Below are 20,757 nucleotides of genomic sequence, written 5' to 3'. Positions count from 1 at the left end.
GGCAGAATTACCTTGACTTGCTTAATAAAGTGAAAATGAGAAATCACTTAGTTATATTCCTTACTATTCTCCTTGTCTTTTTGTATAAAACAATCTAAAAGCGAGTAACCAGCTATTAAACTAATAATGGTAATGAAAGTTGTATTCACAAGAATAATATTAGTTAAATAAGGTAGGTATTTACCAACTGGTGAAAAGAGTAGAGCTGGAGAAAAGGCAATGAATAGTGTTGGCAACGTAATAGCGATAAACTTATCCGGCTGAAAGTTCCAGTTTTGTTTACTCGTTTCGCGATTAATTGATTGTAGGAATCGTAATAAAATGCCGACCAAAAGAGGGAAGAGTGTAAAGTAGAATAATCTTGGATAGACGTTAAAGTTCACTTGCGCGTCTGTATCTAAATAAAATTGAATTTTAACACCTACAACTAATAATAAGATGATAAATAATGTAAAGCAGAGGTATAGTATCACTTTTTGCATTCCATTCCACCATCCTTTATTAAAAAATATATTCAAGGAGCGAAGATATATACGATAATGGCGTTGTATATATCTTCGTTTTCTATTAGTTAATTGTGGATTTTGTTTGCTTCGTTAAGTAATCAATAATTCCCATCGCGCTAATTTCTAAATCAAGATGTAAAATGTTATAAACAGAATGATTGGATGGAACATTTAGCTTTGTAAGATGAGTGGAGACTTTCTCCAGTAGTAAAGATTGTAATGCCTTAGTAGCCTCATCAAAATCAGTATGTTTTTGAAAAATTTCATTTCCAGTATTAACGAAAATAGGTAACCAATGTTCAAGTTGGTTATATACTTCTGTAACATTGGATGATGCGCCGTAATGACCGAAATAAATAGTATCTACATTCATACTTTGAATATGATTTTTAGAAGCAATCATCGCATCTGGCTGGAATTGTGAAGGAGACGTTGATGGTAGATATAGTTCTACATCAAGGTCTGCGAGTTCTCTATAATAAATTCCTATTGTATCACCAGTAAAAATGCCGTTTGTTAATGAATCGTGAATGCTAATATGGTGCTTCGCATGTCCCGGTGTATCATAAAATGTGAGTGTACGGTCTTCTGCAATTTTTAATGTATCACCATTTTGTACAATATGAACACGTTCTTCTTCAATTGGAAGAATTGGATCAAAAAGTTTATCAAAATCTTCTTTGTACACAGCTTTTGCGCCAAGAATTAGTTTTGTTGGATCAATCATATGACGAGCCCCACGCGGATGCACAAATAGAGTAGCATTTGGGCACTTTTCCATCATTAACCCTGCTGCGCCTGCGTGATCTAAATGAACATGTGTAACGATAATGTTTTTTACATCATTTAAATTAATATGTAATTGCTGTAAGCCGTCTAAAATATAGGGAAGAGAAGGGGCCGCACAAGTTTCAATTAAAGTAATATCGTCACCTAATAAAACGTATGTACCTGTGCGTTCATCATGTTGTAAGTCATAATCATCAATAAGATATAGATGAGAAGATAGTTGTTCTACTTTTTTCATACTTACCACTCCTTATATACGGTATGTATCTATTATACGCTAAAAATAGAAAAAGACAGAAAACGAAAGCTCGTCTTCTGCCCTTTTGTAATGTAGTTATTTCGTTTGTTCTTTATTGATAGACATAACGAACAGTCCAACAATGCCACCAACGATCGGAAGCATAATTTCTCCTGCTAAATTAAAGTAGGAGCTTAAAAATAAACCATTTACATCGATTACCCAGCCAATAACATACAATAACATCATATATAGTACGAAATAAAACTCGCGATTTGAAATCGTTTCATGTTGTGCAGTTTTCATAATGAACACCATCCTTTTCTATTATAATGGAAATATAAACTGTCACATTTTGTTCACAAATTAATTGTAAAACTTTCCATCATAAAAGTCTAGTATATTGTGTCGAATTTTCGAACGAAAATAAAGCGCTATCATTACGGTATGTGAATACGTAATAAGAGCTGTATATTCACGAATGTAGTATAGTATAAACATAGAATGATAGTGAAGAGAGGGGTATGAACAATGACAGTTTATGATTTTTCAGCTAAAACAATAACAGGAGAAGAAAAATCGTTAAAAGATTACGAAGGAAAAGCACTTCTTATTGTAAATGTAGCTAGTAAATGTGGATTTACACCACAATATAAAGGGTTACAGGAAGTATATGATAAATATAAAGACCAAGGACTAGAAATACTCGGTTTCCCTTGTAATCAATTTGGGGGACAAGAACCAGGCACAGAAGCTGATATTACTAGTTTTTGTGAATTGAACTACGGTGTGAACTTCCCAATGTTTGCAAAGATTGATGTAAAAGGTGACAAGGCTCATCCTCTCTATACATACATGACAGAACAAGCGCCAGGTTTACTCGGTATGAAAGCAGTGAAATGGAACTTTACTAAGTTTTTAATTGGAAAAGACGGGAAAGTAGTAGGACGTTTTGCACCGCAGACGAAGCCGATGGATTTAGAGGTTGAGATTGAGAAGGTACTTGGGGAATAATTAGGAGTTTCACTTTATTAACAAACGCCTCAAAGAACAATGTAGCTCTTTGAGGTGTTTTCTTTAAACTCACATTATCAAGATTAAATCACTCTATCGTAGTCGTTTGATTTAGGCAGAGAAGCTGCTTTTTTCATAAGCACTTCCCATAAGTGTACGGATGTCTTCCATTCGGCTGCGGCCTGTTCCTTTTGATACATAGCGTTCTCATAACTGAAAGTAAGTTGTTGCATATCGGCCGAGTTATAAAGTGTATCGATGTGGAGAGCGTATTCTCGGAATGTTTGACTTTCACCCCGTGGTATGCCGATTCTCGCAAATTGGTTTAAAAGTGTACCGTAAGCTTTTTGATAAACAGCATCATCTTTTCGGTATTTATAGAAAAGAATAATAAAAAATGTAATCCATTTCATTTTAGTGGTGAAGAGAATGTATCCGATGATACTAATCGGTATCGTAGAGAGGAATACGTACCACCAAGAAAAATCATTTTTGGAATTTGTGATCTTTTTAGTAGAGGCTTCTTCTGTATTTTCTATTAAACTTTTGAGCTTTGCTTCATTGTTCCGTTGGTGTATTGGCTCGTTATTAGAATTATTTACTTCGTTATTTTGTGAAGTAGAAGCAGGAGTATTATTTGTAAAATTATAGGGATTGGTAAATCCTTTTGTTGGTTCGAATGGAATCCATCCGTATCCTGGGAAATATACTTCGACCCAAGAGTGTGCGTTATTGTTCGCGATTGTATAAACATTCTCACTTTCTGTACTAGCAAGTGTATTCTCCAGAGTTCCTTCTGTAAATCCTTTTACCCAGCGAGCAGGAATCCGAGCAGAACGAAGTAACACAATCATAGATGTCGAAAAATTATTGCAGTAACCGCTTTTTGTATCGAAAAGGAATTGATCTACATAGTCTTGGTTTTTGGCAGGGTATAAGACATTCATTGTTTCGTATACAAAAGAATTGTCTGTAAAGTAATTTTCAATAGCTAATACTTTATCATATCGGTTGTCTTTATCATTTGTAAGATTGACAGCCAAGTCTTTTACTCGCTGCGGTAATGATTCGGGAAGTTGTGTGTACTTTGTCATGAAATAAGGACTTGTTTCATGACCTTCATTCGTTTTTACAGATTTCAAATTTTCTATGGAAAACTCCGGAACCTCATATGTTACTTTATACGAATTTAAAGTAGTAGAAGAGTCTCCGTGCATCGTATAGATTTTTTCTGAAAATGGGTCAACGCTGTATGATACATCAGAAGAAGCCTCAACTGATACTAATCCTGCTGGATAGGTAAGGTGAGGATAACTTTTTTGCATGGTGATTGTTGCCTCAGTTATCTCCGTTTTTGTATTTGGTTCGTACCAGCTCACGACGTCGTTTTTATTTTTAAAAGAAACTTTTTTTCGATTTTCAGAAACATCCCAACCTTTTCCTGTATAAAAATCTTTTGTTTCTACTCTCCAATATTGTTTGTTTTGCGTTTGTGCTGTAAAAATAATTGTATTATCCGGCTTAAAAGGACCGCCTAATTGCGAGTCATCTAGACCATATCCAATTTTAGAAACTTCTTGTTCTTTACTTGCTTCAGATGTGTTGAATTTTAAAAAATCCATTGGGTTTGGCCATTGAGGGCCAAATTTTGGAGCAAAGTATGCGATAGTTGCTGACAATACAATAAATATTGTAAGAGGTCTAAGTAATTTTGAGATTTCTCTAGCAAAATTTTGTAAGTGTTCCATCTCTCTTATTCGTTCTATGCGAAGAAGACTAAGCATAAAAAAGCCGATGACAACAGTACGAATAATAGCGTAGTTTGCATTGTATAAATGTAAGTTATGAAAAATGGTGATATAAATAATAGTCAATATAAGAAATAACAACCCACGTTTTTTATGAATCATCCAAAAAGAGATGAAAGCACTCAAAAACCAAAAGGATAAAAAAAATAAAAGTGTTGGAAAAACGGGAGAAATATCTAGCAAATTCCCCTGGAAAAACAGAGAGGAATTTCGAGAAATATCAGCAGAAAATTTCGTTAGCCAAGATGGATTTATAAAAGCATTTTTATAATACAGGAAATGAATGATGAATAAGATCGTGACGATCTTTATTGGAATCTGCCACCTTGTTTGAAAAAAAGAGAGAGTGAAGCAAATTCCTATAAATATTACAAAAATATCTAATCTACCTACGTTTGTAATACCTATAAGGGGTCTTAGCCATTCTAGTAAAAGTAGAAATGCACATACATGCATGAAGAATCTGCTCATATCCCATTTGTATTTTGTTCGTAATGTTATCATTTGCTCACCTCAAAAAACACGTTTGTATACCGGTTCCCATAAACCACATTTACAAATATTTTTCGTTTTTGTAGAGTTTCTAGAATACTTAGTTCTCGATGTGAGAGTTGATTTGCTTTTTCTTTCACGACAAACACCATTAATTTTCTATTTTTAATAGCGGCATAGTCAGCCGCCTTTTGAATATCGGGAGAAAGATCGCTTGTCACGAGTATAATCGTTACGGGCTCATAAATTTTTCTTAATTCCATTTCTACACTCCGGGAGAGCGGGAATACACTGTCTGCTTGTACTTTCGCTAAATGACAAAAGATTTGTTGTAACTGACTATCTCCATTGTCTAAAGGGAAAAAAGTTCGTTCTTTTCCGACAGACACGAATGACGCTGGTGAATTTTGCTTCAAGACAGCCCTTACAATAGAGGCGGAAAATGTTACGACTGATTCGAATAGAGGGGACTCAGTTCTGTCCATGAATATCATGATATTATGGCTGCGCTGTTGTTCAAACTCTTTCGTCATAATATTGTTTGTTCGGGCAGTTGCTTTCCAATCAATCCATGAAAAGCGGTCACCAGGTTTATAGTCTCTGACACCGACAGAGATTGTAGAGTCTTTTGCTAAATTTATATTTGCTGAAAGCGCTCCTTGTTCGAAATGATTTTCCAATTGTCGATACGTTATATCTACGTACTGGGGATAGATTAAAAATGTATCTGGAACTGAAAAAGTTACTTCTTTCTCCATCATACCGAATAGATCACCAGTTTTGACACGTACGCTTGAAAAAGTGTGCTCTCCTCTAGGGATTGTGTCAATTGCATATTGAAACGAAATATTTCGTTTCAATCCTGGAAAGAGTATTACCTTATTCACCTTCGTTTGTCTACAATTTGTAAATTGTGATGGCAGTTCATCTTCTATAATTAAATAAAGTAAGGGGAAAGGAAATCTTCTTTTTATTGTAATAGTGCTTAAAAATTGTTCTCCTGCTGCATATTCGTTTTGGTTTGTTATTCGTTTTACTTCAGCGTCTCGTAAAGCGTAGAAGGGAAGTAGTAGTGAATAAAGGCCAATAGGAATCGTACTGTAAAACAAAAACCAACTTACAAATCCTCCTTGAAGCATAGCGTATACAAATGTTAAGACTAGGCATAAAGGTATTAGCAATAACTTCGTAACGTGATATAGCGCCCGTAGTAGTCGTTTCATCAAAGGTTCTTCGTCCTTTGAGTCGGCACGGTAGTTCGTGCAACGATTTTGGCGATAACTTGTTCTCCTGTTATTCCTTCAAATCTTGCTTCCATTTTTAGAATGAGTCTGTGAGCTAAAACGTAAGGCGCTAAAAATTTAACATCGTCTGGAATAACATAATTTCTGCCATGGATGAATGCATAAGCTTGTGAAGCTTTCATTAAAGCGATTGAGCCGCGTGGACTTGCACCTAGCTGTATAGAACTATAAGAACGAGTCTGACTAACAAGCTTTACAATGTAATGCTTGATTGCTTTGTCCATGCTTACTTCCCGTACGCTTTGTTGTAAATAAAGTAATTCTTTTATTGTAGTAATAGCTTGTAAATGAGAGAGTGGATTTGTTTTTTCCATCCGGTTTAAAATTTCAAATTCTTCTTCTGGTGTAGGATATCCCATTTTTAGCTTCAACAAGAAACGATCGAGCTGAGCTTCTGGTAAAGGATATGTTCCCTCATATTCGACCGGATTTTGTGTAGCCATTACAAAGAAAGGTTTTGGTAACGATCTTGTAATGCCATCTATTGTGATAGTGCCTTCTTCCATACTTTCAAGTAAGGCAGATTGTGTCTTTGGAGATGTACGATTAATTTCATCAGCAAGTACAAAATTCCCCATAATCGGTCCAGGCCTGAACTCAAATTGGAGTTCTTTTGGATTATAAATAGAAACACCTGTTACATCTGACGGCAGTAAATCAGGTGTGAATTGAATACGCTTGTAATCAGCATCAATTGATTTAGAAAGAGCACGTACTAGCATTGTTTTCCCAACGCCAGGAACATCTTCTAATAGTACGTGACCTTCAGCTAAGAGAGCTGTCAAAGCTAAGATCGTTTCTTTTCGTTTTCCGACCATTAATTTTTCAATATTGGTGATTATTTTTTCTACTATGGGATGTAATGAATCAAGCTGGGGCATCGTAATCCTCCTAATTTTATTATCGTTTCTAATTCATTTTTATGTTAAAGAAAAGGAGTTCCTTCATTTTAATGCAGTATAATAGTAATCTAAGAGGTAAGTAGGAATGGTTTATATAAGTTCATATTGAGAACTTATATAAATAGGAAAAACTTAAATGTTAAAAAATCATGGTGATATACTTTATAATTTCTATGTCCCCAAAGGAAATCCTACTCATAATTTTATGAATATTCAGATTATAAATGTAGATAACATCTAGTATAATTGTTTCCGTAATTAAGGGCAATACAGTAAATAATGATTTGTAGTTTTATCCCTCTATTTGCGGGCTGATTAAAGTTTCACTTTATATAAAATATGTCTTGATAATAGTATCGTTGCAGAAAAGTAAATTCCTTATAGCGTTATTGAAGTAGTATCAAAACTCTTTTTAATATATTTATATAAAAACGTAGGAATTTCTCCTGCGTTTTTTCTTATGCAAAAAAAGGTGAATCCTCCAAATACTATTCTCCTAATAAGCCCACCGCTGACCGAAATCTTCACAACAAAACAAAGTAATCTTTACTTATAAATGTTTCCCCTTAAACCGATTTCCAAATGAATTTATGACAATCTCTTGAACTGTGCGAAATGTCACATCTGTATTTTACAACCTCTCTTATAGTAAGGGTATGTAAGAGAGACGTATTAAAGGAGTGAACAGTATGAAGAAGAAACCTTCAGCACTAATGAGACGTTTAAAATATTTTTCACCAATAGATCGTTATAACGATAATCATACACAAGAAACATATGAAGATCGTGAATGGGAAAATGTGTACAGAAAGCGTTGGCAGCATGATAAAGTAATCCGTTCTACACACGGTGTGAACTGTACTGGTTCTTGTAGCTGGAACATTTATGTGAAAGATGGAATTGTAACATGGGAGGGTCAAGAGCTTAACTATCCAACAACAGGTCCTGATATGCCTGATTTTGAACCACGAGGATGTCCGCGTGGAGCGAGCTTTTCTTGGTACATTTATAGTCCGCTTCGTGTGAAATATCCGTATGTACGTGGTGTTCTATGGAGTATGTGGCAAGAGGAACTACAAAATAACGAGTCACCACTAGACGCTTGGAAAAGCATTGTGGAAAACCCTGAAAAAGCACGTACGTATAAGCAGGCACGTGGTAAAGGGGGATTCATTCGTGCGAATTGGGATGAAGTATTACAACTCGTTTCTGCTTCATTACTATACACAGTAATTAAATACGGTCCAGACCGAAATGTTGGTTTTTCACCAATTCCAGCAATGTCGATGTTAAGTCATGCAGCTGGTAGCCGCTTTATGCAACTTATGGGTGGACCAATGCTTAGTTTCTATGATTGGTACGCAGATTTACCACCAGCTTCTCCGCAAATTTGGGGTGATCAAACTGATGTACCAGAAAGTAGTGACTGGTATAACTCTGGTTACATTATGACATGGGGTTCAAACGTACCGATGACGAGAACACCAGATGCTCACTTTTTAGCAGAGGTTCGATATAAAGGAACGAAAGTCGTTTCTGTAAGTCCTGACTTTGCCGAGTCTACAAAGTTTGCAGATGATTGGATTAGTGTGAAACAAGGTACAGATGGTGCACTTGCAATGGCAATGGGGCATGTGATCTTACAAGAATTTTACGTAGATAATCAAGTGGAATACTTCACAAAGTATGCGAAGCAATATACTGATTTTCCTTTCTTTGTCACATTGAAAGAAAAAGGAGATCAATTCGTTGCTGATCGTTTCTTAAATGCTTCTGATATTGGACGCGAAACGAAGTTAGGGGAATGGAAACCTGTAATTTGGAACGAGAATACGAATGATTTTGCAACACCTCACGGCACAATGGGATCACGTTGGGATAACGAAAAGAAATGGAACTTACGTTTAGAAGATGAACAGACAGGTGAAACGATTGATCCACGTCTTTCTTTACTTGGAATGGAAGATAGTGTTGAAACAGTGCAAATTCCGTACTTCTCTGATGATGGAAATACAATATTAGAACGTAGAATTCCAGTGAAAAAAGTTATGACAGAAGAAGGCGAAGTGTGCGTTACAACTGTATATGACTTAACGTTAGCAAATTACGGTGTGAACCGAGGGCTCGGCGGGCAAGAACCGAAAGATTTCAATGATGATGTACCGTTTACACCTGCATGGCAAGAGAAAATGACCGGAGTAAAGCGAGAGCTTATTATTCAAATTGCTCGTGAGTTCGCGCAAAATGCAGTTGATACGAATGGCCGCTCGATGATTATTATGGGAGCTGGTATTAACCATTGGTTTAACTCTGATACGATTTATCGCGCAGTTTTAAATCTTGTACTTCTCGTTGGAGCACAAGGTGTAAACGGCGGCGGTTGGGCACATTATGTTGGTCAAGAAAAATTACGACCAGCAGAAGGATGGCAAACAATCGCGATGGCGAAAGATTGGCAAGGGCCACCGAAATTACAAAACGGTACATCTTTCTTCTATTTCGTAACAGATCAATGGCGTTATGAAGATACACCTGTTGGACATTTAGCATCACCAGTTGAGGGCAACTCTCGTTATCAACATCACGGTGATTACAACGTATTAGCAGCACGACTTGGCTGGTTACCTTCTTATCCAACATTCGAGAAGAATGGAATTGAATTATATAAAGAAGCTGTTGCTGCTGGTGCAACAACACAAGAAGAAATCGGAAAATACGTTGCACAAAAACTAAAAGAAAAAGAACTGAAATTTGCGATTGAAGACCCAGATAATAAAAACAACTTCCCGCGTAACTTATTCGTATGGCGTGCAAACTTAATTTCAAGTTCCGGTAAAGGACACGAATATTTCTTAAAACATTTATTAGGTACAACAAACGGATTAATGAATGACGATAGTGACTCATTACGACCAGAAGAAATTAAGTGGCATGAAGATGCACCTGAAGGGAAGCTTGATTTACTCATTAATTTAGATTTCCGTATGGCTGGAACGGCGCTTTATTCTGATATCGTCTTACCTGCTTCAACTTGGTATGAAAAGCATGATTTAAGCAGTACGGATATGCATCCATTTGTGCATCCATTTAATCCAGCAATCGGTTCACCGTGGGAAGCACGCTCTGACTGGGATATTTTCACCTCTCTTTCTAAAGCTGTGTCAGATTTAGCGAAGAAAATCGATCTTGAACCAATGAAAGAAGTCGTTGCAACACCACTTCTTCACGATACACCGCAAGAATTAGCGCAACCACTTGGCAAGATTAAAGACTGGAGCAAAGGTGAGTGTGAACCGATCCCAGGTAAAACAATGCCGCAAATTCATGTTGTCGAAAGGGATTATAAAACGATTTATGACAAGATGACAGCGCTTGGACCAAATACTGGAAAACAACCGATTGGTACGAAAGGGATTTCTTGGTCGGCAGAAAAAGAATATGAGCAATTAAAGAGTCGATTAGGAGTTGTTCGAACGGATTCTATTGCGAAGGGGTGCCCAGACATAAAAGAAGCAATTAATGCTGCTGAGGCGGTATTAACACTTTCTTCTACAACAAACGGTCATATGGCGGTAAAAGCATGGGAAGCGCTTGAAAAACAAACCGATTTAAAACTACGTGACTTAGCAGAAGAACGTGAAGAAGAATGCTTCACATTTGAACAAATTACAGCGCAGCCGAAAACAGTAATTACTTCTCCAGCCTTTACGGGTTCTGAAAAAGGTGGACGCCGTTACTCACCATTTACAACAAATGTTGAACGTCTTATCCCGTGGAGAACGATAACTGGTCGACAATCTTTCTACTTAGATCACGACATGATGAAAGAGTTTGGTGAAACGATGGCAACATTTAAACCAATTTTGCAACATAAACCGTTCCGTAAATCACGACCTGAAGTAGAAGGGAAAGAAATTACACTAAACTATTTAACACCGCATAATAAGTGGTCGATTCATAGTATGTACTTCGATTCATTACCGATGTTAACGCTGTTTAGAGGTGGTCCAACTGTTTGGATGAACAAAGATGATGCGAATGAAGCTGGTGTTGCTGATAATGATTGGATTGAATGCTTTAACCGTAACGGAGTTGTCGTAGCGCGTGCTGTCGTAACGCACCGTATACCGAGAGGAATGGCATTTATGCACCATGCGCAAGATCGTCACATTAACGTGCCTGGTACGAAATTAACAAGCACCCGCGGGGGAACGCATAATAGTCCAACCCGTATTCATGTTAAACCAACACATATGATTGGTGGATATGGCCAATTAAGCTATGGATTTAACTACTATGGTCCGACGGGGAACCAGCGTGACTTAAATGTCGTAATCCGTAAACTGAAGGAGGTAGATTGGCTTGAAGATTAAAGCGCAAGTAGGAATGGTAATGAACCTAGATAAATGCATCGGCTGCCACACTTGTAGCGTAACATGCAAAAACACCTGGACAAATCGTCCAGGTGCTGAATATATGTACTTCAATAACGTAGAAACGAAACCTGGAATTGGTTATCCGAAACAATGGGAAAATCAGGAGAAATACAAAGGCGGCTGGGAATTGAAAAATGGTGAAATTCAGCTGAAATCTGGTTCGAAAATGAAGCGTCTTATGAATATTTTTCACAATCCAGATCAACCAACAATTGATGATTACTTTGAACCTTGGAATTATGATTATGAAACATTAACAAATAGCCCGCAGCGTAAGCATCAACCAGTTGCTCGTCCGAAATCAGCAATTACGGGTGAATTTATCGACAAAATTGAATGGGGTCCAAACTGGGAAGATGATTTAGCAGGCGGACATATAACAGGGTTACAAGATCCGAACGTCAAGAAAATGGAAGAAGGAATTAAAACGGATTTTGAAAATGTCTTTATGATGTATTTACCACGTATTTGCGAACATTGTATGAATCCATCTTGCGTTTCTTCTTGTCCATCGGGTGCGATGTATAAACGTGAAGAAGATGGGATTGTTCTTGTGGATCAAAATGCATGTCGTGCATGGAGATTTTGTGTATCGTCTTGTCCGTATAAAAAAGTATATTTTAACTGGCAAACAAATAAAGCTGAAAAATGTACAATGTGTTTCCCTCGTATTGAAGCTGGTATGCCAACAATTTGTTCTGAAACATGTGTAGGACGTATTCGATATATTGGGGTAATGCTATATGACGCTGACAAAGTAAAAGAAGCAGCTTCTGTTGAAGATGAAAAAGATTTATATGAATCTCAGCTTACTGTTTTCCTAGATCCAAATGATCCAGAAGTAGCAGCTGAAGCGAAAAAACAAGGGATTCCTGAAGAATGGATTAAAGCGGCACAACAGTCACCAATCTATAAAATGATTATCGATTGGAAAATCGCTCTTCCTCTTCATCCAGAGTACCGTACAATGCCAATGGTTTGGTATATCCCGCCGCTTAGCCCAATTATGAACATGGTGGAGGGGAAAGGTAGTAACTGGCAAGCAGAAGAGATTTTCCCTGCTATTGATAATATGCGTATTCCAATTCAATATTTAGCGAATTTACTCACTGCAGGAGATGAATCACATATTCGTCTTACATTGAAAAAATTGGCTGTCATGCGAACACATATGAGAGCATTGCAAATTAATAAAGAACCAAATAAAGCTGTATTAAAAGAACTCGGTTTAACGAAAGAAGATGTAGAAGATATGTATCGTCTTCTTGCTATTGCGAAATATAAAGATCGCTTTGTTATCCCGACGTCTCACCGCGAACAAGTTGCAGATTTATATAGCGAGCAAGGAAGTTGTGGTTTATCTTTCGCAGGTGGGCCAGGCTCTTGTACGACAATTTCTTAAAAAAAAGGGGGCAGAAAACTATGAAACAAAGTTTACAAACAGCTTTTTCTTGTTCTTCTTTTCTTCTCTCCTATCCTGAACTAGGTTGGAGGGAAGCTTTACTAGAATTACAGGAAGAGATTCAAGAAATTGAACAGGAAGAAATCAGAGCATCACTTACAACATTTATAAAAGAAGCGCTAAATAAAACAGACAATCAACTTATTGATTCTTACGTCTATACATTCGACTTTGGAAAGAAGACAAATATGTATCTTACCTACATGAAAACAGGTGAACAAAGAGAGCGTGGAATTGAATTATTAGAGTTAAAACAGCATTATCAAAAATCTGGTTTTAACGTAACAGATAAAGAACTACCTGATTATTTACCGCTTCTACTTGAGTTTCTTGCAAACGCGAATGAAAAAGATAGCGAGCCAATTATGAGTAAATACACGGAAAATATACAAGCGTTGCACGGGCAATTAAAAGAAGCAAACTGTATGTATGAACCAATTCTCGCCGCTGTTCTACTCGCTATCAATACATGGGGTGTACAGGCAAATTAGAAAGGAGAGTTGTCAAAATGATGGATCAATTTCTATGGGTATTGTTTCCCTATATCATTTTTGCAATCTTTATCGGTGGACATATTTTCAGATACAACTATGATCAATTTGGATGGACGTCAAAATCTAGTGAACTATTAGAAAAGAAAATGCTCCGAATCGGAAGTCTATTATTCCACTTTGGGATCATGTTCGTCATTGGTGGTCATGTTATGGGGATTTTAATTCCAGAGTCTGTATACCGTTCAATAGGTATTTCTGAGCATATGTATCATGTAGTAGCAATTAGTTTCGGGCTTCCGGCAGGTGTTGCTTCTATCATCGGTTTAATTATATTAACGTACCGCCGTGTAACAGTAAAACGCATCATTGCAACGAGTACAAGGGGAGATTATATCGCGCTTATTTTATTATTAATCGTAATGCTAGCGGGACTTTCTTCAACCTTTTTAAATATCGACTCAAAAGGGTTTGATTATCGTACAACAATCAGTCCGTGGTTCCGAAGTCTCTTTATTTTCCAACCGAAAGTTGAATATATGATGGAAGTACCAGTATGGTTTAAAATTCATATAATTGCAGGTATGGGTCTATTCGCAGTATGGCCATTTACTAGACTTGTCCATGTATTTAGTGCCCCAATTAAATACTTAAGCCGTAGTTATGTGATTTACAGAAGACGTATTCCTAATGAATTGAAAAAATAATGCCACAGTAAACGAATAGAAGTTAGCAACTAACATGAAACGAGGTCTAATGGAAGGCCTCGTCTTTTTTAGGAAATAACTGTATGCAAGAAAAAAAGAGTAGCATCTAAATAAGATGCTACTCTATGCTACAAACAGAGGCAGAGCAATCTTCACAAGCAATTTCACATTTTAAAAATTGTAAATCATGGATTGTAATCTTTCCTTTATGAATAGAAATCGTACCTTTTTTTTTCAAATCATTTAACATTCGATTTACGCTTTCACGCGAAGTTGCACAGAAGTTTGCAAGTTCTTGATTCGTTAATGGTAAATCGATGAGAATCCCATTTTCTTTTAACACACCATAACTATTTGTCATTCGAATGAGAGTAGAATATAGGGCACCTTTTTTGCCGTGTAATACTAGATCTCGGAACTTCGTTTGCATTCTTCTTAAATGTTCACTAATCCATTTCATAAATTCAAATACAAGAGCGGGTTTTTGGAGTAATGCTTTTTCTAAGGCTTCACGCTTTATAACGCCTACTTCAACATCTTCAAGGCATTTTGAATTTAATAAATACCTTGCATTTTCCGTGAACAATGTTAATTCCCCAATAATATCATTTTGTGAACAAATGCGAAGTGTTAATTCTTGTCCGTCAGCACTAAGTTTACTGATTTGCACTTTTCCAGAGTGAATGATATAAATTTCTGTTGCTTCCATACCTTCTTGAAAAATAAAACTCCCCTTATTGATTTGCATTTTATATTCAACAGATGAAAGTAACTCCTTTAAATCTTTGGATAATGTCGTACTGTTTGCCACAGCAATCACCTTTCTTCTTATAAGCAGTATATTTCTTATTTTGGATGTAATCATGATGAAATTGCAAGAGATATTTTTGAAAATAAAGTAAAATTTCAATGACCGTAAGGAAAAACGACCCTAAATGTCTAAAAAGCTACTTATAGTAAGGGTTTATATTATACGAATATAAGTTTTTTAGTTTAAGAAATTTTAGTATGTAAAGAGAATGGGACTAGAGATGTGAACAAAATTCGAACGGATTTGTGAAGAATTTTTGAATGGGGAAAGTAATGTGAGAAAAGTCACATTGAATATGTAGCTTCTTTTTTATAATGAAGGCAAATAAAAAATTTGAAAGCTTACTAATGATTGCAGTAGAAAAGAAGGGATATAGATGCACGAGAAGATGAAAGATTCTTTAGAGCGGCCACTTCAAGATTTACGTATTTCAGTTATTGACCGTTGTAATTTTAGGTGCACGTACTGTATGCCAGCTGAAGTGTTCGGACCTGATTATGCTTTTTTACAGGAAGAGTTTTTACTAACATTCGATGAAATAGAAAGGTTAGCGAGATTATTTATAAGTATGGGTGTTAATAAAATTAGACTTACTGGCGGTGAACCTTTATTGCGTAAAGATTTACCGAAGTTAATTGCAAGGCTTGCAAAGCTAGAAGGCTTAAAGGATATTGGACTCACAACAAACGGTATTCATTTAGCAAAACAGGCAAGGGCATTAAAAGAAGCGGGATTAAAACGGGTAAACATTAGTTTAGATGCGATAGAAGATCATGTCTTCCGAAAAATTAATGGACGAAATGTAAGTACAAAACCTGTATTGAAAGGAATTGAAGCAGCAAAAGCAGCTGGATTAGAAGTAAAAGTAAATATGGTCGTAAAAAAGGGGATGAATGATAGTCAAATTCTTCTAATGGCTCGTTATTTTAAAGAACAAGAAATTCAGCTTCGTTTTATCGAATTTATGGATGTGGGCAGTACGAACGGATGGAACTTTGAACAAGTTATTACGAAGGAACAATTAATAGAGAAAATTAATCGTGTATATCCGATTGAGCCTGTTAAACCTCGTTACTTTGGAGAAGTTGCGAAATTGTATCGATATGTAGGGAGCGATGCAGAAGTTGGATTTATTACTTCTGTTTCTGAATCTTTTTGTTCCTCTTGTACGAGAGCTCGTATTTCGGCAGACGGTAAGTTTTTTACGTGCTTATTTGGAACGAAAGGAACGGATTTGCGAACGCTTCTTCGAGAAAATATTTCTGATGCTTCATTATTAAAAATTCTCCAACATACATGGGAGTGCAGAACAGATCGGTATTCGGATGAAAGAACGGCTGAAAGTACAAATAAACGTCCAAAAGTTGAAATGTCTTATATTGGTGGATAGCGAAAGGCGGATTCCCTATGCAAGAGCGATATTCAAGGCAAGTATTGTTTTCTGGAATTGGTGAAATGGGACAAAGAAAAATAAGAAAAAAACATGTGCTCCTAATCGGTGCGGGTGCACTAGGAGCTGCAAATGCGGAAGCGCTCGTTAGGATGGGGATTGGGAAATTGACAATTGCTGACCGTGACTACGTCGAATGGAGTAATTTACAGCGACAACAGTTATATACAGAAGAAGATGCACAGCAGTGTAAACCAAAAGCAATTGCAGCGGCAGAACATTTAAGAAAGATTAATTCTGAAGTAGAAATTGTACCAATTGTAACGGATGTCACAATGCAAGAAATAGAAGAGTTAACAAAAGAAGTGGATCTTATATTAGATGCGACTGACAATTTCGATACGCGCCTACTTATAAATGACATTTCGCAAAAAGAAAATATACCTTGGATATACGGTGGATGCATTGGAAGTTACGGTGTAACGTATACAATTCTTCCGGGGGAAACACCATGCTTTCGCTGCCTAATGGATCATCCTATGGGCGGTGCAACATGTGATACAGCAGGAATTATTCAGCCAGCTGTACAAATGGTAGTTGCTCACCAAGTAACAGAAGCGATGAAAATATTGGTGGACGATTATAAGGCGTTGCGAGGAACAATGTTATCATTTGATATTTGGAACAATCAATGTATCTCATTAAAAGTAAACAGGCAGAAAAAAAGTACATGTCCATCTTGTGGGAATGTACGCACGTACCCAAGTTTAACATTTGGATCACAGATGAAAACTGAAGTGCTATGCGGGCGGAATACAGTTCAAATCCGTCCAGGAATAAAGAGAATTCTTAATTTAGAAGAAGTTCAAAAGCGCTTACAAAAAAGCGTGAGTGTCAAAAAAACTCCATATTTACTATCGTTTCTAGTAGATGAATATCGTTTTGTTTTATTTACAGACGGTAGGGCATTTATTCATGGGACAAATGATGTAAAAATGGCAAAACGATTATACGCAAAATATATAGGATGAACAGAAAGAGAGTTTATCCTTATCAAAACGAGGTGAAAAAAGAATGCTAGAAAAACGTAAACCAATTCCAGTAGCAGAAGCAGTTGCACGCATAATGGAGTATGCTCATCAAGGTGAAATAGAAAAGGTTTCTCTTATAGACAGCTACGGTAGAATGCTTGGAGAAGATGTTATTGCAGATCATGATGTCCCGCATTTCGATCGCTCTCCGTACGACGGATTTGCGATTCGAGCGGAAGATACAAAAGAAGCAAATAGCAGTAACTCGATTCAGTTTGAAGTGATTGGTGAGATCGGGGCAGGTTCTGTTTTTAGAGAAGAGGTGAAAGCATTTCAAGCTGTACGTATTATGACAGGAGCTGCAATTCCAGCAGGATGTAATGCGGTTGTTATGTTAGAGCTAACGGAAGGATTTGAAGAAAAAGAAAAGACTTATATGAAATTAAAACGCTCTTTCGCTGCTGGTGATAACATTTCTTTTAAAGGAGAAGATGTAAAACAAAATGCCATACTTGTGAAAAAAGGGATTTCTATTAACCCTGGAGTAGCGGCGCTTCTTGCTACGTTTGGTTATAGTTCCGTACATGTTGTAAAACAGCCGGTTATTGGAATTGTAGCGACAGGAAGTGAACTTTTAGAAGTACATGAACAGCTTAAACCGGGGAAGATTCGAAATAGTAATTCCTATATGATTGCTGCTCAAATTGAGCGAGCAGGTGGAATTGTACGCTATTATGGACAATTTGCTGACGATTTAGAGACGTGTTATGAGACCGTAAAAAGAGCAATAAAAGAAGTCGATATTTTAATTACAACTGGTGGCGTTTCAGTAGGAGACTATGACTATTTACCTGCTATTTATGAGAGATTACGAGCTAATGTACTTTTCAACAAAATAGCGATGCGACCAGGAAGTGTGACAACTGTAGCTGAGCTAGAAGGAAAACTATTATTTGGTCTATCTGGTAATCCTTCAGCTTGTTATGTCGGATGTGAATTATATGTTCGGCCAGTCATTGGAACATATTTGCATAGAAAAGATCCGCATGTATATCGTGCAGAAGCGATTTTACAGAAAGATTTTCCGAAAGCAAACCCATTTACTCGTTTTGTAAGAGGGAGAGTAGAAATTGTAGATGGCCAATTGCAAGCTACACCAGTTGGTTTAGATAAATCTAGTGCAATTTCTTCACTTGCAGAGGCGAATGCATTTATCGTCCTGCCGGGAGGAACGAGAGGATTTGAAGCAGGAATAATTGTTTCGGTATTATTATTGGAATCGAACATAGGAAGTGAGTGGCCGTGGAAAGAACCACTTCGATCATACAAGTAATAGAAAAATAGATTGCTAACTTATACAAAGGTAAGAGGTGCAAAATGACACATACGTATTATGAAGTAATTGATACACCTATTTCAATTGAAGAAGTTACAAACAAAGTAATTCGGTGTGAGTGTGGTGCGGTTACTACTTTCATTGGTACCGTCAGAGAATTTACGAAAGGACGTCGTACGCTATATTTAGAGTATGTAGCATATAAAACAATGGCGGAAAAACAGCTTGAGAAAATTGGTAATGAAGTAGAAGAGAAGTGGCCTGGGACATATGTAGCAATTACACATCGCATTGGTACATTGCAAATTTCTGATTTTGCTGTTGTTGTCGCCGTTTCAACACCACACCGGAAAGCAGCCTATGAGGCGAACGAATATATTATGGAGCGTATAAAACAAATTGTTCCGATTTGGAAGAAAGAGTTTTGGGAAGATGGTGAGTCATGGATAGGTGATCAGTTAGAGAAAATAGCATATGCAAATGGTGAGCCTGAAAGGGAGATGAGAACATGATTGAAGTACTATTATTTGCACATTTGCAAGAAGAAGCAAGTAAGCCGGCCTTGTACATAGATTGTGAAAATATTACGGTTGCTGAACTAAAGGAAGTTCTCATTAAGAAATACAGCGTAGCGATTTCAAACGAGATAATGGTCGCCGTAAATGAAGAGTATGCAAATGAGGATGACATTATTCAAACTGGCGATGTAGTAGCAATGATTCCGCCAGTAAGTGGTGGTTGATTCTTTTCAGCCTAATCATGTTAGGACGTGATTAGGCTGGAGAGAATGAATATAACTATGCATACATAGGAGGGAACAGGATGAAAAGTCCTAATTTTCAATTAAGTTTACAAACTTCTAATCTAGTTATCGGTTTTATGGTATGGGTTATCTTATCATCATTAATGCCATATATTAAAGCGGATATTCCATTAACTGCGGGACAAATTTCTATGGTCACAGCAGTACCGGTTATTTTAGGTTCTATTCTTCGCATTCCAATTGGTTATTGGACAAATCGTTACGGAGCAAGAAAATTGTTCTTTATTAGTTTTATACTTTTATTATTCCCTGTCTTTTACATTAGTGTTGCCAATTCTATGATGGATTTAATTATTGGTGGATTATTTGTAGGGATTGGTGGTGCTGTATTCTCTGTAGGAGTAACTTCTCTACCGAAATACTTCCCGAAAGAGAGTCACGGTTTTGTAAATGGTATTTACGGTGTGGGTAACGCTGGAACAGCAATTACTTCATTTTTAGCACCTGTAATTGCGACATCAGTTGGCTGGAGAACAACAGTACAGTGTTATTTAGTTTTACTTGCAGCATTTGCACTTATGAACTTTTTATTAGGCGATCGTAAGGAAAAAAAGGTGAATACACCATTAATGGAACAAATAAAAGGTGTATATAAAAATGAAAAACTTTGGTTTCTATGTATCTTTTACTTTTTAACATTTGGATCATTTGTTGCATTTACAGTATATTTACCAAACTTTTTAGTATCTCACTTCGGATTAGAGAAAGTAGATGCAGGCATGCGGACAGCTGGATTCATCGTATTAGCAACAATGATGCGCCCGATTGGTGGTTGGCTCGGTGATAAATTTAATCCATTTAAAATATTAATCTTCGTATTTATCGGCTTAACACTATCTGGTATTGTTTTATCATTCATGCCTAGTATGAACGTGTATACATTTGGTTGCTTACTAGTTGCATTCTGTGCAGGTATTGGAAATGGAACAATCTTTAAGCTTGTTCCAATGTACTTCTCTGAGCAAGCAGGGATTGTAAATGGGGTTGTGTCAGCTTTAGGTGGATTAGGAGGGTTCTTCCCACCATTAATTTTAACGTTACTATTCCAACTAACAGGTCATTATGCAATTGGATTTATGGCGTTATCAGAAGTCGCTCTTGCTTGTTTAATCATTACAGTATGGATGTATAGCCAAGAGAAGCTGTTAGTGATGTTAAAGAATCATTAATAAAGAAAAAGAACCCTCCTAAAGTAATTGAACTGTACCCCGAATCAT

18 protein-coding genes are annotated in these 20,757 nt (G+C 36.7%); 11 read left to right on the top strand and 7 right to left on the bottom strand.

The features are described 5' to 3' along the window. Window positions 1-47: 47 nt before the first annotated feature. The 3 genes from B5P40_RS26270 to B5P40_RS26260 form a co-directional block, all read right to left on the bottom strand. Window positions 48-482: a hypothetical protein gene (locus B5P40_RS26270; RefSeq protein WP_113710163.1), complete on the bottom strand. Its 435-nt coding sequence runs from the start codon at window positions 480-482 to the stop codon at window positions 48-50. A gap of 85 nt (window positions 483-567) precedes the next feature. After that, complete coding sequence (locus B5P40_RS26265; protein WP_002141446.1) at window positions 568-1,533, bottom strand: MBL fold metallo-hydrolase; 966 nt, start codon at window positions 1,531-1,533, stop codon at window positions 568-570. A 96-nt stretch (window positions 1,534-1,629) separates the two neighbouring features. Then, window positions 1,630-1,839, bottom strand: coding sequence for a DUF3925 family protein (locus B5P40_RS26260; protein WP_002127081.1), 210 nt, complete (start codon window positions 1,837-1,839; stop codon window positions 1,630-1,632). 225 nt (window positions 1,840-2,064) lie between these two features. Here B5P40_RS26260 and bsaA point away from each other — a divergent pair, with 225 nt between their 5' ends. Beyond that, window positions 2,065-2,547, top strand: coding sequence for a glutathione peroxidase (bsaA, locus tag B5P40_RS26255; protein ID WP_105589733.1), 483 nt, complete (start codon window positions 2,065-2,067; stop codon window positions 2,545-2,547). An 83-nt stretch (window positions 2,548-2,630) separates the two neighbouring features. Here bsaA and B5P40_RS26250 read toward each other — a convergent pair whose 3' ends face one another. The 3 genes from B5P40_RS26250 to B5P40_RS26240 are packed head-to-tail and all read right to left on the bottom strand — an operon-like array spanning window position 2,631 to window position 7,032. Continuing rightward, window positions 2,631-4,859, bottom strand: a complete 2,229-nt coding sequence (locus B5P40_RS26250) for a transglutaminase TgpA family protein (protein ID WP_113710162.1) — start codon at window positions 4,857-4,859, stop codon at window positions 2,631-2,633. Continuing rightward, entirely contained in the window at window positions 4,856-6,070 is a 1,215-nt protein-coding gene (locus tag B5P40_RS26245) for a DUF58 domain-containing protein (RefSeq protein ID WP_113710161.1), read from the bottom strand. Before B5P40_RS26245 ends, B5P40_RS26250 begins: the two co-directional genes overlap by 4 nt. After that, window positions 6,070-7,032, bottom strand: a complete 963-nt coding sequence (locus B5P40_RS26240) for an AAA family ATPase (RefSeq protein ID WP_113710160.1) — start codon at window positions 7,030-7,032, stop codon at window positions 6,070-6,072. The genes B5P40_RS26245 and B5P40_RS26240 overlap by 1 nt, the downstream gene beginning before the upstream one ends. A 710-nt stretch (window positions 7,033-7,742) precedes the next feature. Between B5P40_RS26240 and B5P40_RS26235 the strand changes: the two genes are divergently transcribed. The 4 genes from B5P40_RS26235 to narI are packed head-to-tail and all read left to right on the top strand — an operon-like array spanning window position 7,743 to window position 14,149. After that, a complete protein-coding gene (locus tag B5P40_RS26235; protein ID WP_113710159.1) occupies window positions 7,743-11,426 on the top strand; it encodes a nitrate reductase subunit alpha in 3,684 nt (1,227 codons plus the stop codon). Beyond that, on the top strand, window positions 11,416-12,891 hold the full coding sequence (gene narH / locus B5P40_RS26230) for a nitrate reductase subunit beta (protein WP_113710158.1): 1,476 nt from the start codon (window positions 11,416-11,418) through the stop codon (window positions 12,889-12,891). Before B5P40_RS26235 ends, narH begins: the two co-directional genes overlap by 11 nt. 20 nt (window positions 12,892-12,911) lie before the next feature. After that, complete coding sequence (gene narJ, locus B5P40_RS26225) at window positions 12,912-13,442, top strand: nitrate reductase molybdenum cofactor assembly chaperone (RefSeq protein ID WP_002031591.1); 531 nt, start codon at window positions 12,912-12,914, stop codon at window positions 13,440-13,442. Window positions 13,443-13,459: 17 nt separating this feature from the next. Then, entirely contained in the window at window positions 13,460-14,149 is a 690-nt protein-coding gene (narI, locus tag B5P40_RS26220) for a respiratory nitrate reductase subunit gamma (RefSeq protein WP_105589739.1), read from the top strand. A gap of 118 nt (window positions 14,150-14,267) precedes the next feature. Here narI and B5P40_RS26215 read toward each other — a convergent pair whose 3' ends face one another. Next, entirely contained in the window at window positions 14,268-14,960 is a 693-nt protein-coding gene (locus B5P40_RS26215; RefSeq protein WP_113710157.1) for a Crp/Fnr family transcriptional regulator, read from the bottom strand. 376 nt (window positions 14,961-15,336) lie between these two features. Between B5P40_RS26215 and moaA the strand changes: the two genes are divergently transcribed. The 6 genes from moaA to narK all read left to right on the top strand — a co-directional run bounded on the left by moaA (window position 15,337) and on the right by narK (window position 20,709). Further along, window positions 15,337-16,350, top strand: coding sequence for a GTP 3',8-cyclase MoaA (gene moaA / locus B5P40_RS26210; protein WP_002168528.1), 1,014 nt, complete (start codon window positions 15,337-15,339; stop codon window positions 16,348-16,350). A gap of 17 nt (window positions 16,351-16,367) precedes the next feature. Next, complete coding sequence (locus B5P40_RS26205) at window positions 16,368-17,381, top strand: molybdopterin-synthase adenylyltransferase MoeB (protein WP_105589740.1); 1,014 nt, start codon at window positions 16,368-16,370, stop codon at window positions 17,379-17,381. 43 nt (window positions 17,382-17,424) lie between these two features. After that, window positions 17,425-18,714, top strand: a complete 1,290-nt coding sequence (locus tag B5P40_RS26200) for a molybdopterin molybdotransferase MoeA (protein WP_105589741.1) — start codon at window positions 17,425-17,427, stop codon at window positions 18,712-18,714. 44 nt (window positions 18,715-18,758) lie between these two features. Then, entirely contained in the window at window positions 18,759-19,229 is a 471-nt protein-coding gene (locus B5P40_RS26195) for a molybdenum cofactor biosynthesis protein MoaE (RefSeq protein ID WP_105589742.1), read from the top strand. Beyond that, window positions 19,226-19,459: a molybdopterin converting factor subunit 1 gene (gene moaD, locus B5P40_RS26190; RefSeq protein ID WP_002127098.1), complete on the top strand. Its 234-nt coding sequence runs from the start codon at window positions 19,226-19,228 to the stop codon at window positions 19,457-19,459. The genes B5P40_RS26195 and moaD overlap by 4 nt, the downstream gene beginning before the upstream one ends. Window positions 19,460-19,539: 80 nt before the next feature. Then, on the top strand, window positions 19,540-20,709 hold the full coding sequence (gene narK, locus B5P40_RS26185) for a nitrate transporter NarK (RefSeq protein WP_002031603.1): 1,170 nt from the start codon (window positions 19,540-19,542) through the stop codon (window positions 20,707-20,709). Window positions 20,710-20,757 lie beyond the last annotated feature (48 nt).

Origin of the sequence: Bacillus sp. SRB_8 (assembly GCF_003264205.1) — a bacterium.
In the GTDB taxonomy this organism is placed as follows: domain Bacteria; phylum Bacillota; class Bacilli; order Bacillales; family Bacillaceae_G; genus Bacillus_A; species Bacillus_A mycoides.
The sequence above is the reverse complement of the archived record's forward strand: the minus strand, read 5'-3'. Positions and strand labels throughout refer to the sequence as shown.

Excerpts from the sequence above, each read along its gene's own strand:
- B5P40_RS26270 (WP_113710163.1), bottom strand. The coding sequence starts at position 482 with ATGCAAAAAGTGATACTATACCTCTGCTTTACATTATTTATCATCTTA.
- B5P40_RS26265 (WP_002141446.1), bottom strand. The coding sequence starts at position 1,533 with ATGAAAAAAGTAGAACAACTATCTTCTCATCTATATCTTATTGATGAT.
- B5P40_RS26260 (WP_002127081.1), bottom strand. The coding sequence starts at position 1,839 with ATGAAAACTGCACAACATGAAACGATTTCAAATCGCGAGTTTTATTTC.
- bsaA (WP_105589733.1), top strand. The coding sequence starts at position 2,065 with ATGACAGTTTATGATTTTTCAGCTAAAACAATAACAGGAGAAGAAAAA.
- B5P40_RS26250 (WP_113710162.1), bottom strand. The coding sequence starts at position 4,859 with ATGATAACATTACGAACAAAATACAAATGGGATATGAGCAGATTCTTC.
- B5P40_RS26245 (WP_113710161.1), bottom strand. The coding sequence starts at position 6,070 with ATGAAACGACTACTACGGGCGCTATATCACGTTACGAAGTTATTGCTA.
- B5P40_RS26240 (WP_113710160.1), bottom strand. The coding sequence starts at position 7,032 with ATGCCCCAGCTTGATTCATTACATCCCATAGTAGAAAAAATAATCACC.
- B5P40_RS26235 (WP_113710159.1), top strand. The coding sequence starts at position 7,743 with ATGAAGAAGAAACCTTCAGCACTAATGAGACGTTTAAAATATTTTTCA.
- narJ (WP_002031591.1), top strand. The coding sequence starts at position 12,912 with ATGAAACAAAGTTTACAAACAGCTTTTTCTTGTTCTTCTTTTCTTCTC.
- narI (WP_105589739.1), top strand. The coding sequence starts at position 13,460 with ATGATGGATCAATTTCTATGGGTATTGTTTCCCTATATCATTTTTGCA.
- moaA (WP_002168528.1), top strand. The coding sequence starts at position 15,337 with ATGCACGAGAAGATGAAAGATTCTTTAGAGCGGCCACTTCAAGATTTA.
- B5P40_RS26205 (WP_105589740.1), top strand. The coding sequence starts at position 16,368 with ATGCAAGAGCGATATTCAAGGCAAGTATTGTTTTCTGGAATTGGTGAA.
- B5P40_RS26200 (WP_105589741.1), top strand. The coding sequence starts at position 17,425 with ATGCTAGAAAAACGTAAACCAATTCCAGTAGCAGAAGCAGTTGCACGC.
- B5P40_RS26195 (WP_105589742.1), top strand. The coding sequence starts at position 18,759 with ATGACACATACGTATTATGAAGTAATTGATACACCTATTTCAATTGAA.
- moaD (WP_002127098.1), top strand. The coding sequence starts at position 19,226 with ATGATTGAAGTACTATTATTTGCACATTTGCAAGAAGAAGCAAGTAAG.
- narK (WP_002031603.1), top strand. The coding sequence starts at position 19,540 with ATGAAAAGTCCTAATTTTCAATTAAGTTTACAAACTTCTAATCTAGTT.